The organism is Vibrio sp. 10N.222.46.A1, assembly GCF_041473595.1.
Lineage (GTDB): Bacteria > Pseudomonadota > Gammaproteobacteria > Enterobacterales > Vibrionaceae > Vibrio > Vibrio tasmaniensis_A.
In genome coordinates this window covers 1-13,628 of the sequence record NZ_JBFRSN010000465.1, presented here as the reverse complement: position 1 = coordinate 13,628, position 13,628 = coordinate 1, and the positions used below count along the sequence as shown (strand labels likewise).

Below are 13,628 nucleotides of genomic sequence, written 5' to 3'. Positions count from 1 at the left end.
GTTTCAGCGGGTAAACCATCATTGCCCGCATCATCTAACGCTTTCAAAATACCTAAATCACGAAGTGTACGAGCTGTATGAAAAACAATAGGAGCAAAAGACAATTTTTGCGCTTCTGTTTTTGCTTCTAATGCGTTAAATGGATCTAATTTATATTCCGACACGAAAAACCTAACTTTAAAATAATAGAGAGCTACATAGCAGCCATTTGTGCAAGCTTGCGTTTAATATCAACGTTCAAGTTATTAACCCAACGGTTGTAATTACGGTGAATTTCACCATCGTCGTACTTCAAATTCTCGGATTCGACGTAAAGAATAGAGTAAAACTTATCATTATATGGAATATCAACCACAGCATGATGTGAACGGACATACAGTTCAGCACGGATTAGGCCTGGCTTAATTTCTGAAACCAACCAACCTCGGTTCTCAGCAGACTCATAAATCGCTGATTTCACCTGTTTACTTTGAAGATTCAAAGCAACTGGAGTATCCTCAATATTCATTACAGGTTGGACACGTCCACAGCCTGCAAGAACGAGTATAAATAACATTGAAACGGCTATTTTTAGTAATTTCATTTAAACTCCTTACCCGTGTTTATTTATAAGCATGCATAGTATTAGTTAGACCCAAAGTAAATCAATACTCTATGTCAAATCAATCCCAATTAATGTCGTTTAATATTGAAAAATGGTCAGCAAATTCGCCAGGCCTCTATTCCGTTGCCGAGTGGCAAACGTGGAGCACTCATTTAGATTGGCCACAAAATGGCTCAACTGAATTTAAAGCCATCCCTCCTATGATGCGCCGCCGAATGAGCCTGCAAAGCAAACTGGCCGTCCAAACCGCATTAACCCTATTAAAAGATACCTCGATTGATTATCTGGTTTTTGCCAGTCGACATGGTGAGCTCCACCGAACAGCCACTTTAATTCAATCAATATTAGAAGGTGACGACGCCTCTCCAATGGCGTTTTCCCAATCGGTACACAACACCGCTGCAGGTCTAACAACGATTGCTGCAAAAGCGCCGATTCCACTGACCTCTATCGCTGCTGGGCAAGATACCTTTCACAACGCCCTGATTGAAGCTTATCTTTACCTACATCAGTATCCGTCACATCGTGTACTCGTCATTGACTTCGACCAACCTCTGCCTGATGTATATCGAGAATATGAAAATCAGCACTATGCTGACTACGCTCTAGGTTTAGTACTCACAGCAGGCAGTGACTACTCGGTTTCGAGAGCAGTAACAAGTAAACCAATCGCTAGCACCCCCAAAGTTAGAGACAACTCAGCAGCTGATTTACCGCAAGGCCTACAAACGCTACAACATATCCTATTGGGAACACAGCATTGGACTATTGCTGGTAAGCACCAAAACTGGTCCTGGGTCAATAACGCGCAAACAGGTGCACAGAAATGAGCAAAGTAGGCCAATGTTGGCGAGTATTCGCGACGGGGCTCTGCTTTACCATCTTTGGTTTGGGAGGCTTAGTCTTAAGCTTCTTAATCTTACCTTCGATCGCCCTAACGACTCGCAACGTCATAGAAAGAGAGCTCAAAGCACAGCGATTAATCCGTTTCTCATTCAATGCATTCTGCCAAATAATGAAGTTTACAGGCGCGATTGATTACCGAATTGATGGCGCCGAACTGCTCCGCGAAGATCGCAACTGCATCATTGTCGCCAATCACCCTAGCTTGATTGACTATGTACTGATCGCCTCTCAACTTCCTCAATGTGATTGTCTTGTTAAAGCGGCAATATGGGAAAACCCGTTTATGAAGAGGATTGTCAAAGCAGCGGGATACATACCCAACCAAACCCCTGACGATCTTTTAGAACGCTGTGAAGAACGCTTTTCGCGTGGAAATGTATTGTTAGTTTTCCCTGAAGGCACTCGCACAACGCCAGGAATTGAACCATCCTTACAACGTGGTGCGGCACAAATTGCCACTCGAACACAAACCGACTTACGCGTGATTCATATTACAGTTTCTCCGACATTCTTAACAAAAGAGAAAAAATGGTATCAAGTTCCTGCCACTAAACCCTTTTTTCATATCGCAGTGAAAGGTAAAATAGACGTCGCACCTTTTATTGAGAATTCAAATAACTTAACTTCGGCAGCAAGGCGCCTCAATCAACACCTTGCACAGACTATTTTTCCTTCCGAAGAAAATATTTAGCTCATCAATAAAACAACTGGTGATATCAGCGTTTCGAAAATACATCACATAATGTAGAATCGCCCCCCTTGAAGTAGCATTTAGATAAAGTACTAAGTAGGCCTAAGTGGAAACATTACACAACGAACTAAAACAACTGATTATCGACGCACTGAATCTTGAAGATATGAGCATTGATGAAATTGAAACGGAAGCACCACTGTTTGGTGATGGACTTGGATTAGATTCTATCGATGCCCTTGAGCTCGGCCTTGCTATCAAGAAAAAGTACAACATTGTTATCGATGCCGACGATTCAAACACTCGCCAGCATTTTGCATCGGTTGAAAACCTAGCTAACTACATTTCATCTAAAACGAACAACTAGACAGATCTTTATGACACAAGCTAACCAACAAGAAGTATTCAACCAGGTTAAAGATGCGCTTATCGAGCTGTTTGAGCTTGATGCTGAAGATATCACTCCAGAAGCACACCTTTATCTCGACCTCGACCTCGACAGCATTGATGCCGTTGATTTGGTCGTTCACTTACAGAACGTTACAGGTAAGAAGATCAAGCCTGAAGAGTTCAAAGCAGTACGCACCGTTAATGACGTTGTCGAGTCTGTCGTTGAACTATTGAAGGACGCATAATGCGTCCTCTGCTGACTTTACTGTCGGCAATCATACTTTTCACTTATCCAATAGCGGTTTACTTTGGACTCAACAAGTTTGGCCTACAAACCGTTGGTATCGTCTTAGCCGCTATTTTTGCTGTCCGCATTTTCACCGGTGGTCAGGCTAAAATCAAAGAGCTAAAACACCTAGCTTGGATCAGCGGAAGTGCCGGAATTGTTCTGCTGGCATTAGGGTTAACCTTCAAACAGCACGGCTGGCTAACTTATTACCCCGTCATCGTTAATGTTTGTATGCTGGTTGTGTTCGCCTCGAGCCTATGGCAACCGCAAACGATTATCGAGCGGCTTGCTCGCCTCCAAGAGCCAGAACTTCCACAAAGTGGCGTTGATTACACACGAATAGTCACCAAAGTTTGGTGTCTGTTCTTTGTTATCAATGGCTCTATCGCCCTTTACACCTGCTTCCAACCTCTTGAAATATGGACCCTATACAATGGCTTACTCAGCTATGTATTTGCAGGGTTGCTCTTTGCAGGAGAGTGGGTAGTAAGACAGCGCATTCGTCAGAGTTAAATTGTTATGACCCAAACCGTCTCTTACACTTCCTTGTCTGAACTTCTCAGTCAGAACAGATCGCCTGATTGTATTGTCTGCTTTGACGACAATAGCGAGATTTCGTGGCAAACATTTAACGACGACTTATCTCAACTCGTACAGCTTTTATCTTCATCCCCTTTTCAACGAGTTGCGATTTGCACCCAAGACAGCTACCTATTTTCAGTGGCCTTTTTAGCGTGCGCAGCCAGCAACAAACACATCATCTTGCCAGGTAACTATCAACCGTGTGCGCTTGCCGAGCTGAGTGAGCATTTTGACTGTCTGTTGGTCGATGATGCGATTGGTGCAGTGGAAATAAATGAAGTTCGCAATATCCAAACCTTATTAGACACCGAAATACGAGAACCTCTAACCGATAATCTTCCCGCCATTGAGTTAGCAGCAATCCAATTGACCTTGTTTACTTCAGGCTCAAGCGGTACACCAAAAGCAATCCATAAGACCTTAGAACACCTAGATATTGAAATCGCTCAGCTAGATAAAAACTGGGGCGCCTTGCTTAAAGACAACCAAGTCCACAGCACCGTCTCACACCAACATATCTATGGTCTGTTGTTTCGAATCTTATGGCCGCTTTGTTCTAGCGTTCCATTTTCTCGAAACAATCTCGAATACCCGGAACAGATCCTGTCTCACGCTAACAAGCAGAGCGTGCTGATCAGCAGCCCTGCGCTACTCAAACGATTAAAACACGAGACAAAGTCTACGCATCTAGCGGGGGTATTCTCTTCTGGTGGCCCTTTACCTACCGAGTCGGCTCATCAATCACGAGGTCTGCTTGGGCATTTACCTATCGAAGTGTTTGGCAGCACAGAAACCGGCGGCATCGCGTTTCGTCAGCAACAGAGCGTTCAAACACCTTGGCAGCTTTTTGACTGTATTAAGGCCAGTCTCAATAGTGAGAATTGCATTAAGTTATTGTCGCCGTACATCGACAAAAACAACTGGTATCAAACCGCAGACGAGTGCGAAATGGTCTCAGATAATCAATTTATATTGAAAGGCCGAACCGACCGAGTGATCAAGATAGAAGAAAAACGAGTATCACTGGTTGAAGTTGAAAAGCGACTGGAGCAACTACCTTGGATAAGCGAGTGTGTGGTCATTCCCTTTGAAGAGCCTGAACGCTTAATCTTGGCGTCAGTTTTGGTATTATCAGAGGAAGGCCAAGCGACTCTCGCAACCATGAGTAAAGGTAAATTCTGGTTAATGTTACGTTCAGAACTCAGAAAATGGTTAGAGCCAATCGCTATTCCAAGAAAGTATCGTGTTGTTGATGAGATCCCCCTCAACAGCCAAGGCAAGCGACTAACCTCTCACATAGAGCAGCTCGTCAAATCATAAAAATCACTGGTCGCATTTTATACTGAGATTATCTTTTATATTTTTGTCAGAAGACCCATTTTAGCCCAAGGATTCTAAGCACACGCTATGGATAAGAGAAAACCAAACGTCATTGCTGTTGACACTGTAGAGAAAGAATCGACCCTGACACTCCATGTTACCGGAGACATCACCGATTTTAAGGGGCACTTTAAGAGCTTCCCTATTCTTCCCGGTGTGACACAAATTGACTGGGCACTTCACTATGCTGTCCAAGAGTTAAATGTCCCTGGTTACTTTAAAGGTATGGAGGTCATCAAATTCCAAGAGCCTATCCTTCCTGACGCCACAATCCAGCTATCACTCAAATGGGATGCTGACAAAGACAAGCTGAGCTTCAGCTACACCTCAAACAGCGGTGAACAGACCCACTCTTCAGGAAAAATGAAGCTGGGAGAGAAAAGTGAATAGCGCTCCTGCTGAGACTGCTTCTCAACACGTAACAAAAGAAAGCGACTACAAAGCTTGCTTCCTAATTCCGTGCTTTAACCACGGCGAAACCATGCCTGCAGTGGTGTCGTCACTCCATCATTTTGAGTTGCCGATCATCATCGTTGACGATGGCAGTGAACTCACCACGAAACAGTTTCTGGCTCCCTTAGTAGAGAATTCAAACGTAACCTTGGTGACGCTTGAGCAGAACCAAGGCAAAGGCGGTGCCGTAAAGGCTGGCATCAAGCGAGCACAGGAGCTCGGCTTTAGTCATGCCATTCAGATTGATGCTGACGGTCAACATGACCTAGACGCCCTACCCGCATTAATCGAAGCGTCACAAGCTAAGCCCCAGCGCCTGATCTCAGGTCAGCCTGTCTATGACGATAGCGTACCGAAGGCAAGGCTCTACGGGCGCTACGCGACACATATTTGGGTGTGGATAGAAACTCTATCTCTCTCAATTAAAGACAGCATGTGTGGCTTTAGAGCGTATCCAATCGATAAGACACAAACAGTACTGAATAAATACGATGTCGGTTCGAGAATGGACTTCGATATCGAGATTCTGGTTCGCTTATACTGGGAAGGTTGCGACATTGACTTCATTGAGACGCGAGTCATCTACCCTGAAAATGGTGTCTCTCATTTCGATGCGCTGTGGGACAACGTAAAAATCAGTTGGATGCATACTCGACTGTTCTTCGGCATGCTGCCAAGAGCCCCTAAGCTGATTGCTCGTCACTTCAAATCAGATTCTGAAGATCACCCAACGACTTCGACACAATTTTCAGAAAGCAATCAGGCGCAGCAAATACCAAATAGCACTGAACAGCCTCATTGGTCCAGAACTCAAGAGCGCGGCACAGTTCTCGGTATCAAACTGTTGTTAGCTGTGTACTCACTATTAGGCCGAGGTGTATTCAACCTAATTTTGCGCGGTGTGATGCGTTACTACCATTTGACAGGCAAACGCGCGCGAAACGCTTCTGAGCAATACCTATTCCAGCTTAAGACATACGCAGAGCAACAGAATATTGAGTTACCCGCTGAATTAACCAGTTATAACCACCTGCTTTCGTTTGGCCACACCATGCTAGACAAATTAGCCGCATGGAAAGGTGATTTCTCAGTCGATAACCTGACTATTCATGGTCAAGAGCAATTCGAAAGTATGGTGGAAAACCAGCAAGGTGTGCTAATCCTGGGTTCTCACCTTGGTAATATCGAGTTGTGCCGAGCTTTGGGACGTCGACACTCACACATCAAAATCAATGCGCTGGTCTTCACGGAACACGCCGAACGCTTTAATTCGGTGATGAAAGCAGTAAACCCACAATCTGATTTAAACCTGATTCAGGTGACATCGATGGGCCCTGATACCGCCATCTTGTTGCAACAAAAATTGGAGCAAGGTGAATGGATTGTGATCGTTGGCGATAGAACCTCCACCAGCAAAGAGAGTCGCTCAGTATGGGCAGAGTTCTTGGGTAAAGAAGCTCCCTTCCCTCAAGGGCCATTTATGTTAGCCTCTGTTCTCAAAGCGCCAGTATTCTTACTGTTTGGCCTACGAGATGACTCACAAACCAAACCGCATTTTAATGTCTATTTTGAGCATTTCAGCGACAAGATAGAGCTACCAAGGAAGACTCGCGAACAATCTTTACAGCAAGTCGTGCAGAAATACGCAGACCGACTTCAGCACTACACACTGAAAGCACCGCTTCAGTGGTACAACTTTTTTAACTTTTGGACATTGAGCAAGCACCATGACGAAAAAAAATCCAAATAGCATCACCTTTGGTGCCGAACGCCTCACGATTGAGGATGTTGTCGCTATTTCACAAGGCGCAAAAGCCTCGATGAACTCAAGTAATGAGTTCACATCAAAGATCGACCGCGGTGTCGCTTTTTTAGAACGCCTATTGAAAGAAGAAGGCGTGATCTATGGTGTGACAACGGGCTACGGTGACTCATGTACCGTTGCAATTCCGCCAAACCTTGTTGATGAATTACCACTGCATCTAACGCGCTTTCATGGCTGTGGTTTAGGCGAAATACTGTCTCATGAGCAAGCTCGTGCCGTATTAGCGACACGTCTTTGTTCATTGTCACAAGGTGTCTCTGGTGTGACGCACGATTTGCTCAACCAGATCGTCACTCTGATCAATCAAGATATCTCACCGCGTATTCCTCAAGAAGGATCGGTTGGTGCCAGTGGTGATTTAACGCCGCTGTCTTATCTGGCAGCTGCCCTGATTGGTGAGCGCGATGTCATCTACAAAGGTGAAGTTCGCCCTACTAGTGACGTTTACAAAGAGCTAGGGATTAACCCTATCAAGCTTAAGCCAAAAGAAGGCTTAGCATTGATGAATGGCACGTCAGTAATGACGGCTTTAGCTTGTATCGCCTACAAACGTGCAGAATACCTAGCTCAGCTGTCGACTAAGATCACCGCAATGGTGTCTGTAGGTATGCAAGGCAACGATTTCCATTTCGATGAGGCGCTGTTTGCAGTGAAGCCTCATCCGGGTCAACAGCAAGTTGCTGCATGGCTACGTGATGACTTACAAGCAGATCGCCCGCCACGCAACAGTGATCGCTTACAAGATCGTTACTCACTGCGTTGTGCTCCACATGTGATTGGTGTGGTTCAAGACTCTCTGCCTTGGCTACGCCAAATGATTGAGAACGAGCTCAACAGCGCTAACGATAACCCAATTATCGATGGCGACAATGAGCGCGTACTGCACGGTGGACATTTCTACGGTGGCCACATCGCAATGGCAATGGATACACTAAAAACAGCGGTAGCCAACCTTGCAGACCTACTTGATCGACAAATGGCGCAGTTGATGGATTACAAGTTCAACAACGGCTTGCCATTTAACCTAACCGGTGCTGAAGGCGAACGTAAACCAATCAACCACGGTTTCAAAGCGGTACAGATTGGCGTTTCAGCTTGGACAGCAGAAGCATTAAAACACACCATGCCAGCAAGCGTGTTCTCTCGTTCAACCGAGTGTCACAACCAAGACAAAGTCAGCATGGGCACTATTGCGGCTCGTGACTGCTTACGCGTTCTTGAACTGACTGAACAAGTAGCGGCAGCATCACTTCTGGCGGGGACACAAGCGCTTGAGCTTCGTAAACGCCACAATGAGCTTGATGAGCACCACATGAGTGAAAACCTAAAGCACATTCGCGACGAAGTGCTTAAAGAGTTTGAATTTATCGTAGAAGATCGACCACTTGAAGGCGATCTACGCCACTTCATTGCTCGTATTCAAAGTCAACACTGGTCACTTTACTCCTAGAGTAGCTAACCCTTTACGCAATATTGTTGAGAGCGATTTATGTCTGAAATCCTTCATCCATTAAAATCAGAGGTTACTTTAGTAACCTCATTCCAAGATGCCGACCCAATGGGCGTGATCTACCATGGCAACTACTTCCGATTTTTTGAAGAAGTTAGGCGCATCATGATGGATAAGATTGAGTACAACTACCATGAGATGAAGGATTCGGGCTACATGTGGCCGATCATCGACACGCGCGTAAAGTACATCAAAGCAATACCGTTTAATCATCAGATCACGGTATCCGCTAAGTTAACTGAATGGGAAAACCGCTTGCGTGTTGACTACGAAATTCACGATGCCAACACCGGTGCTCGTATGACACGCGCTCACACCATGCAGGTTGCAGTAACCATTGAAGAGCAAGAGATGTGTTTTGCTTCGCCGAAGGTGTTTACCGATAAAGTCGAACGCTGGCATCAATTTGGCTGCTTACCCCAATCAGCTGAGCAGCAACCAAACGACCAACAATCAGACCCATCTCAAGTATCTAACACACAGCAGCAGGTGAAACATGAGTCTGTTTAAACACGGCCGTAAGCAAATCAGTATCGCACTGCTAGGGCTTGCTTCAATGATGGCTAGTCACTTTGCTGGCGCTAGCGAGAACACAAATGCTGTCGGTTCTATTACAGAACTACAAACCGTGTTAAGCGAAAATAGTATCGTTCGTGGTGAGTTTACTCAAACACGCAACATGGAAATGTTCGCCCAACCTCTAACATCACAAGGTACTTTCCTGTTAGACAAGTCGAATGGTTTACTTTGGACACAAGCGACCCCCTTCCCTGTGAGCTTAGTGCTAACCGATAACAAACTGAGCCAAAGGTTTGCAGATCAACCCGCTAAAATCATCACCGACAAAGAAAACCCGATGGCGTTTTATTTCAGCCATATCTTCTTGTCAGTGTTTCATGGGGATACGCAAAAGCTTCAAGAGCAATTCTCACTTTCATTTGAACCAGCAACTGCGAAAAATTCTGATGAAAGTGCAAACTCAAGTTCAGAAGACACACGATGGACACTCACTCTAAAGCCAAAGAATGCACCAATGAACGCGGTGTTTGAAGCCATCACGCTGCAAGGACAAGATGACATTGAACGTATCGAACTTAGAGAAGTTCGTGGAGACAGCACAGTGATCGAATTTAGCCAGTTAAGTCATCTACCGGAAGTATTATCAGATGCTGAAGCGCAACAATTCCAATTCTAGCCTAGCCCTTGCTTGGCTTGTTGTCGTAATACTGTTTAGCGGATTGTTGATCAAACAATTCGCTTTTTCTTCGTCAGTACCCATTGAAAGCAACATCATGAAATTGCTGCCTGAAAACCAGCAAGACCCCATGGTAGAACAAGCCTTTCAGCAGATATCCAGCTCGATGAGCGAGCAAGTGGTCTTTATCATAAGTGCCTCCGACGTCGAACAAGCCATGACAGCGACTGACGCTTTTGAAAAAAAACTTAACCAAAGAGCTTTCTCAAGCCAGCCAACTCTGTTTAAGCAAGTTCAAGGAAAAATCAACGCCAGTACTCAAAGCCAGTGGAGCGACTTCTATTTTCGTCACCGAGCTCAACTGCTGACCCAACAACAAAAAGAGACGCTGACACACTCGCCGGATTCGCGAGCTCAATATGTCATTCAGTCTCTGTACAATCCGTTTTCAGGCGTCACTGCAGCAGAGCTATCTCTCGACCCATTTCTGCTATTTCGCGACTACATCAGTGCAGTTGGCGTTCAATCAAGCAACTTTGTTCTGAAAGAAGGCTACCTCACAGCCCAGTCTAATGAGCAAACTCATATTTTGGTCACGGCTACGCTGGCTGGCTCACCTTATAGCTTGGCGATTCAAGAACAACTTCCTGATCTTGATTCAATTGAGCGCGAAGTCGAAAAGCAGTTTGGCGTCAAAGTGCAGCATACTGGTGTGGTGTTCTACGCAAATTACGGCACCGAAAGCGCAAAATCAGAAATCAGTACTATTGGTTTGGGCTCATTAGCCGGTGTTATTTTATTGGTGTGGCTGACGTTTCGTAGTGCCCTACCACTTGCCTTATCCTTGCTTTCCATCAGCACTGGGTTGTTGGTTGCTCTTGCAAGCACCGTCGCTATCTTCGGCAAAGTTCACCTATTTAGTTTGGTGTTCGGTGCCAGCTTGATTGGCGTATCCATCGACTACTCTTTTCATTACCTAACCGATCGTTTGGCGGCGGGTAATCAATGGCAAAGCGACAAAGGGTTGAAACATATTATCGTTGCGATCACCTTGGGTCTGATCACCAGCTTGATTGGCTACCTAGGTTTGTTGGTGGCACCTTTCCCGGGTTTACAGCAACTTGCTCTGTTTTCGTCGATTGGACTGATCGCAGCTTACGCCAGTGTGGTGTGTTGGTATCCCGTTTTAGCGGCAAAACCAAGTCAAGAACGCCCGCTTCCCTTGTCGAAACTTTGGCATACTTGGTTAAGTCTCTGGAGCAACCAAAAGTTTAGAATTGGCTTACCATTAATAGTGACTGTCGTTAGCTTGATATCACTCAGTCAAATTCGCTACGACGACGATATTCGCCAACTTCAAGCGATGCCTGATCAACTCAAACAGCAAGAGCAAGCCATTACTGAGATATCAGGATTAGGCAGTGGCCAAAATATGCTGCTGGTGACCGCTAAGAGCGATCAAAAGCTACTCAAAAAACTGGCAGAAATCACCACAAGCTTAGACTCTTTAATCGATAGCCAAGGTATCTCAGGATATCGCAGCATCAATCAGCAGTTGTTAAGTAAACAAGACCAGCATGATAACTATCAATTGGTTGAACAACTCTATCGCCAGCAAAGCCATATCTTACAGAACACTCTTGGTTGGCCTAGCTTTCCAGAATTACCTAAGTTCGAAGCAATCACGGTATCTGGGTTTTTGGAATCACCGGTGTCAGAACCTGTTCGACCACTTTGGTTAAAACCTATCGATGGACAAGCGGCGTCAGTCATTTTGATCAAAGACGTCACGAATTCAGAATTGTTCTCTCAATGGCTCGATTCAAGCTTTGCTCAGCAACAAGGCGTTAAATACCTGAATAAAGCCGATGAAATCTCCGCTCTCTTTGCGGAATATAGAGTCAAGATCACCGAGCTATTATTGATAGCTTTGGCCGCTATTGGAATGGTGTTAGGTTGGCGCTACGGTGTGAAGCAAAGCCTATTAATGCTGTTGCCTTCATTAATTGCCGGAGTCGCTGGTTTAGCGATAACGGGCATTTTAGGCTCAACGTTAAACCTGTTTAATCTGCTGGGCTTGATTCTGATTTTAGGGATTGGTATCGACTATACCCTCTTCTTTGCTGAACAGAAGAAATCACTAAGCACCTTATTAGCGATTACTTTGTCAGGCCTCACAACGCTACTCTCATTTGGCTTATTGTCACTGAGTCAGACTCATGCCATTCATAGCTTCGGTGTTACCGTCCTAACTGGTATTTTCGTCGCGTGGTTGCTTTCGCCACTTGCAATCAACAACCAACAAGCAGCGGAAAAATCAAACTCTCGAGAGGCTTTTAGATGAACAAAACAATCAAGATAGCGCTCGCCGTTGGATTGGGCTTACTACTCAGCGCTTGTTCGATGGTGTCTCAACAGCCTACAGGCGCAAGTGTCGCAATCGACAAAGACACAGAGCTCGCCTTGCCGCTGCCTGCTGAACTGGGATACTCATTTACGGCAAGTCAGCTGATCAGCGCAACATGGCAAGATGATACGCAGCAACTTCCTGTTCAAGTCGAAGTCACATCAGACAAAGTCGTGTTGGCGGGTTTCTCCTCTTGGGGTACTCGCATTCTATCGCTGCAATACCAAAACCAAACGATTGATACTCAAGTTCTATCTGGTCTTGGCGCTATCCTGCCGCTACCCGAGCAAGTACTATTTAATTTGATGCTGACTCTATGGCCAGTTGAAGCATGGGCTCAACCTTTACAAGACATCGGTTGGTATTTGGTCGATACCGAAAACAGCCGCACCGTATTTGATGAAAACCAACAGCCAATCATTAAAATTGATTACCAAGCAGAGCCCGGAACACACAAAACCGCAGGCAACATTGTTTTCAAGCATTTGATTCAAGGCTACACCATCACGATACAAACGTTGAACTCAACGATTGTCGATAACCCAAGTAAGAGCTAAACATCATGCCTATTTATATCCAAGACTGTGGTTTCCACTCCGCATTAGGCTCAAGCGTTGCTGACATTCATGGTTGCCTCAAAGGCGAGCATGAATCAAGCATGGTTGAAGTGAGCGACATGCTAAACGACGGTAAGCCGACGGTCGTTGGTAAGGTGGCTGGCGAATTACCAGAAATCCCATCAGAACAAGCGGAATACGCCACTCGCAACAATCAACTGGCGTTATCGGCTGTTAATCAAATCAAAGACTCTATCGAGCAAGCAAAATCACAATTTGGTGCCGATAGAATTGCTGTAGTTATCGGCACAAGCACCTCGGGAATTTCTGATGGTGAAACGGCGTTTAAACACAAACTAGAACATGGCTCTTTCCCCGAAGATTTCCACTATTCAAAACAAGAGCTAAGCAACACCTCTGAGTTTGTTAGCCAACATTGTGCATTAACCGGGCCAAGCTATGCGATATCGACCGCTTGCTCATCAAGTGGCCGTGTATTTGTTACTGCCCAACGTTTATTAGATTCAGGAATGGCTGATGCTGTGTTGGTTGGAGGTGTCGATACACTATGTAAACTGACGCTCAATGGCTTTCATGGTCTTGAAGCGCTATCAACCACACATTGTAAGCCTTTTAGCGCCTCTCGTGATGGCATCAACATCGGAGAAGCAGCGGCATTTATGTTGCTTAGCAAGACAAAACCAACCGCTACTAATACAACTCAAAGCACTTCGAATATAGCCCTATTAGGCTATGGAGACAGCTCCGACGCACACCATATTTCAGCGCCCCACCCTGAAGGGAATGGCGCAGAGCAAGCAATGAGAAAGGCGTTAGGT

At 45.3% G+C, this 13,628-nt stretch carries 15 protein-coding genes and 1 pseudogene; 14 read left to right on the top strand and 2 right to left on the bottom strand.

The genetic code is table 11. The annotated features are described in order from the left end of the window. Together AB4496_RS14090 and AB4496_RS14085 are read right to left on the bottom strand one after the other, a co-directional pair. Positions 1-164, bottom strand: a pseudogene (locus tag AB4496_RS14090) (SAM-dependent methyltransferase); the annotation flags it as partial. A gap of 29 nt (positions 165-193) precedes the next feature. Continuing rightward, the gene (locus AB4496_RS14085) at positions 194-583 is read right to left on the bottom strand and encodes a hypothetical protein (protein WP_009848587.1); all 390 of its coding nucleotides are present in this window, start codon (positions 581-583) and stop codon (positions 194-196) included. A 71-nt stretch (positions 584-654) separates the two neighbouring features. On the opposite strand from AB4496_RS14085, the gene AB4496_RS14080 reads away from it, so the two are divergent. From AB4496_RS14080 to AB4496_RS14015, 14 genes are all read left to right on the top strand, one after another. Further along, positions 655-1,434, top strand: coding sequence for a beta-ketoacyl synthase chain length factor (locus AB4496_RS14080; protein ID WP_170962735.1), 780 nt, complete (start codon positions 655-657; stop codon positions 1,432-1,434). Beyond that, the gene (locus AB4496_RS14075; RefSeq protein ID WP_009848589.1) at positions 1,431-2,201 is read left to right on the top strand and encodes a 1-acyl-sn-glycerol-3-phosphate acyltransferase; all 771 of its coding nucleotides are present in this window, start codon (positions 1,431-1,433) and stop codon (positions 2,199-2,201) included. The genes AB4496_RS14080 and AB4496_RS14075 overlap by 4 nt, the downstream gene beginning before the upstream one ends. A gap of 106 nt (positions 2,202-2,307) precedes the next feature. Continuing rightward, entirely contained in the window at positions 2,308-2,568 is a 261-nt protein-coding gene (locus AB4496_RS14070; RefSeq protein ID WP_009848590.1) for a phosphopantetheine-binding protein, read from the top strand. A gap of 10 nt (positions 2,569-2,578) precedes the next feature. Beyond that, positions 2,579-2,836: an acyl carrier protein gene (locus AB4496_RS14065; protein WP_009848591.1), complete on the top strand. Its 258-nt coding sequence runs from the start codon at positions 2,579-2,581 to the stop codon at positions 2,834-2,836. Next, positions 2,836-3,393, top strand: a complete 558-nt coding sequence (locus tag AB4496_RS14060) for a septation protein IspZ (protein WP_009848592.1) — start codon at positions 2,836-2,838, stop codon at positions 3,391-3,393. The genes AB4496_RS14065 and AB4496_RS14060 overlap by 1 nt, the downstream gene beginning before the upstream one ends. 6 nt (positions 3,394-3,399) lie before the next feature. Then, positions 3,400-4,782 (top strand): AMP-binding protein, encoded by a 1,383-nt coding sequence (locus AB4496_RS14055; protein WP_102257954.1) that lies wholly within the window; start codon positions 3,400-3,402, stop codon positions 4,780-4,782. Positions 4,783-4,869: 87 nt separating this feature from the next. Beyond that, complete coding sequence (locus AB4496_RS14050; protein WP_009848594.1) at positions 4,870-5,232, top strand: 3-hydroxyacyl-ACP dehydratase; 363 nt, start codon at positions 4,870-4,872, stop codon at positions 5,230-5,232. Next, a complete protein-coding gene (locus tag AB4496_RS14045; protein WP_009848595.1) occupies positions 5,225-7,045 on the top strand; it encodes a glycosyltransferase in 1,821 nt (606 codons plus the stop codon). The genes AB4496_RS14050 and AB4496_RS14045 overlap by 8 nt, the downstream gene beginning before the upstream one ends. Beyond that, the gene (hutH, locus tag AB4496_RS14040) at positions 7,023-8,570 is read left to right on the top strand and encodes a histidine ammonia-lyase (protein WP_009848596.1); all 1,548 of its coding nucleotides are present in this window, start codon (positions 7,023-7,025) and stop codon (positions 8,568-8,570) included. Before AB4496_RS14045 ends, hutH begins: the two co-directional genes overlap by 23 nt. A gap of 39 nt (positions 8,571-8,609) precedes the next feature. After that, on the top strand, positions 8,610-9,140 hold the full coding sequence (locus AB4496_RS14035) for a thioesterase family protein (protein ID WP_009848597.1): 531 nt from the start codon (positions 8,610-8,612) through the stop codon (positions 9,138-9,140). After that, positions 9,127-9,825 carry an outer membrane lipoprotein carrier protein LolA gene (locus AB4496_RS14030; protein WP_102257955.1) on the top strand — a complete coding sequence of 233 codons (699 nt, stop codon included), beginning with the start codon at positions 9,127-9,129 and terminating at the stop codon, positions 9,823-9,825. Before AB4496_RS14035 ends, AB4496_RS14030 begins: the two co-directional genes overlap by 14 nt. After that, positions 9,797-12,169 (top strand): MMPL family transporter, encoded by a 2,373-nt coding sequence (locus AB4496_RS14025; protein ID WP_102257956.1) that lies wholly within the window; start codon positions 9,797-9,799, stop codon positions 12,167-12,169. Before AB4496_RS14030 ends, AB4496_RS14025 begins: the two co-directional genes overlap by 29 nt. Beyond that, positions 12,166-12,789: a DUF3261 domain-containing protein gene (locus AB4496_RS14020; protein WP_102257957.1), complete on the top strand. Its 624-nt coding sequence runs from the start codon at positions 12,166-12,168 to the stop codon at positions 12,787-12,789. Before AB4496_RS14025 ends, AB4496_RS14020 begins: the two co-directional genes overlap by 4 nt. 5 nt (positions 12,790-12,794) lie before the next feature. Next, positions 12,795-13,628 (top strand): beta-ketoacyl synthase N-terminal-like domain-containing protein (locus AB4496_RS14015; protein ID WP_372131187.1); only part of this gene is annotated, 834 nt, incomplete at its 3' end.

Excerpts from the sequence above, each read along its gene's own strand:
- AB4496_RS14025 (WP_102257956.1), top strand. The coding sequence starts at position 9,797 with ATGCTGAAGCGCAACAATTCCAATTCTAGCCTAGCCCTTGCTTGGCTT.
- AB4496_RS14050 (WP_009848594.1), top strand. The coding sequence starts at position 4,870 with ATGGATAAGAGAAAACCAAACGTCATTGCTGTTGACACTGTAGAGAAA.
- AB4496_RS14065 (WP_009848591.1), top strand. The coding sequence starts at position 2,579 with ATGACACAAGCTAACCAACAAGAAGTATTCAACCAGGTTAAAGATGCG.
- hutH (WP_009848596.1), top strand. The coding sequence starts at position 7,023 with ATGACGAAAAAAAATCCAAATAGCATCACCTTTGGTGCCGAACGCCTC.
- AB4496_RS14030 (WP_102257955.1), top strand. The coding sequence starts at position 9,127 with ATGAGTCTGTTTAAACACGGCCGTAAGCAAATCAGTATCGCACTGCTA.
- AB4496_RS14085 (WP_009848587.1), bottom strand. The coding sequence starts at position 583 with ATGAAATTACTAAAAATAGCCGTTTCAATGTTATTTATACTCGTTCTT.
- AB4496_RS14020 (WP_102257957.1), top strand. The coding sequence starts at position 12,166 with ATGAACAAAACAATCAAGATAGCGCTCGCCGTTGGATTGGGCTTACTA.
- AB4496_RS14035 (WP_009848597.1), top strand. The coding sequence starts at position 8,610 with ATGTCTGAAATCCTTCATCCATTAAAATCAGAGGTTACTTTAGTAACC.
- AB4496_RS14080 (WP_170962735.1), top strand. The coding sequence starts at position 655 with ATGTCAAATCAATCCCAATTAATGTCGTTTAATATTGAAAAATGGTCA.
- AB4496_RS14075 (WP_009848589.1), top strand. The coding sequence starts at position 1,431 with ATGAGCAAAGTAGGCCAATGTTGGCGAGTATTCGCGACGGGGCTCTGC.
- AB4496_RS14060 (WP_009848592.1), top strand. The coding sequence starts at position 2,836 with ATGCGTCCTCTGCTGACTTTACTGTCGGCAATCATACTTTTCACTTAT.
- AB4496_RS14055 (WP_102257954.1), top strand. The coding sequence starts at position 3,400 with ATGACCCAAACCGTCTCTTACACTTCCTTGTCTGAACTTCTCAGTCAG.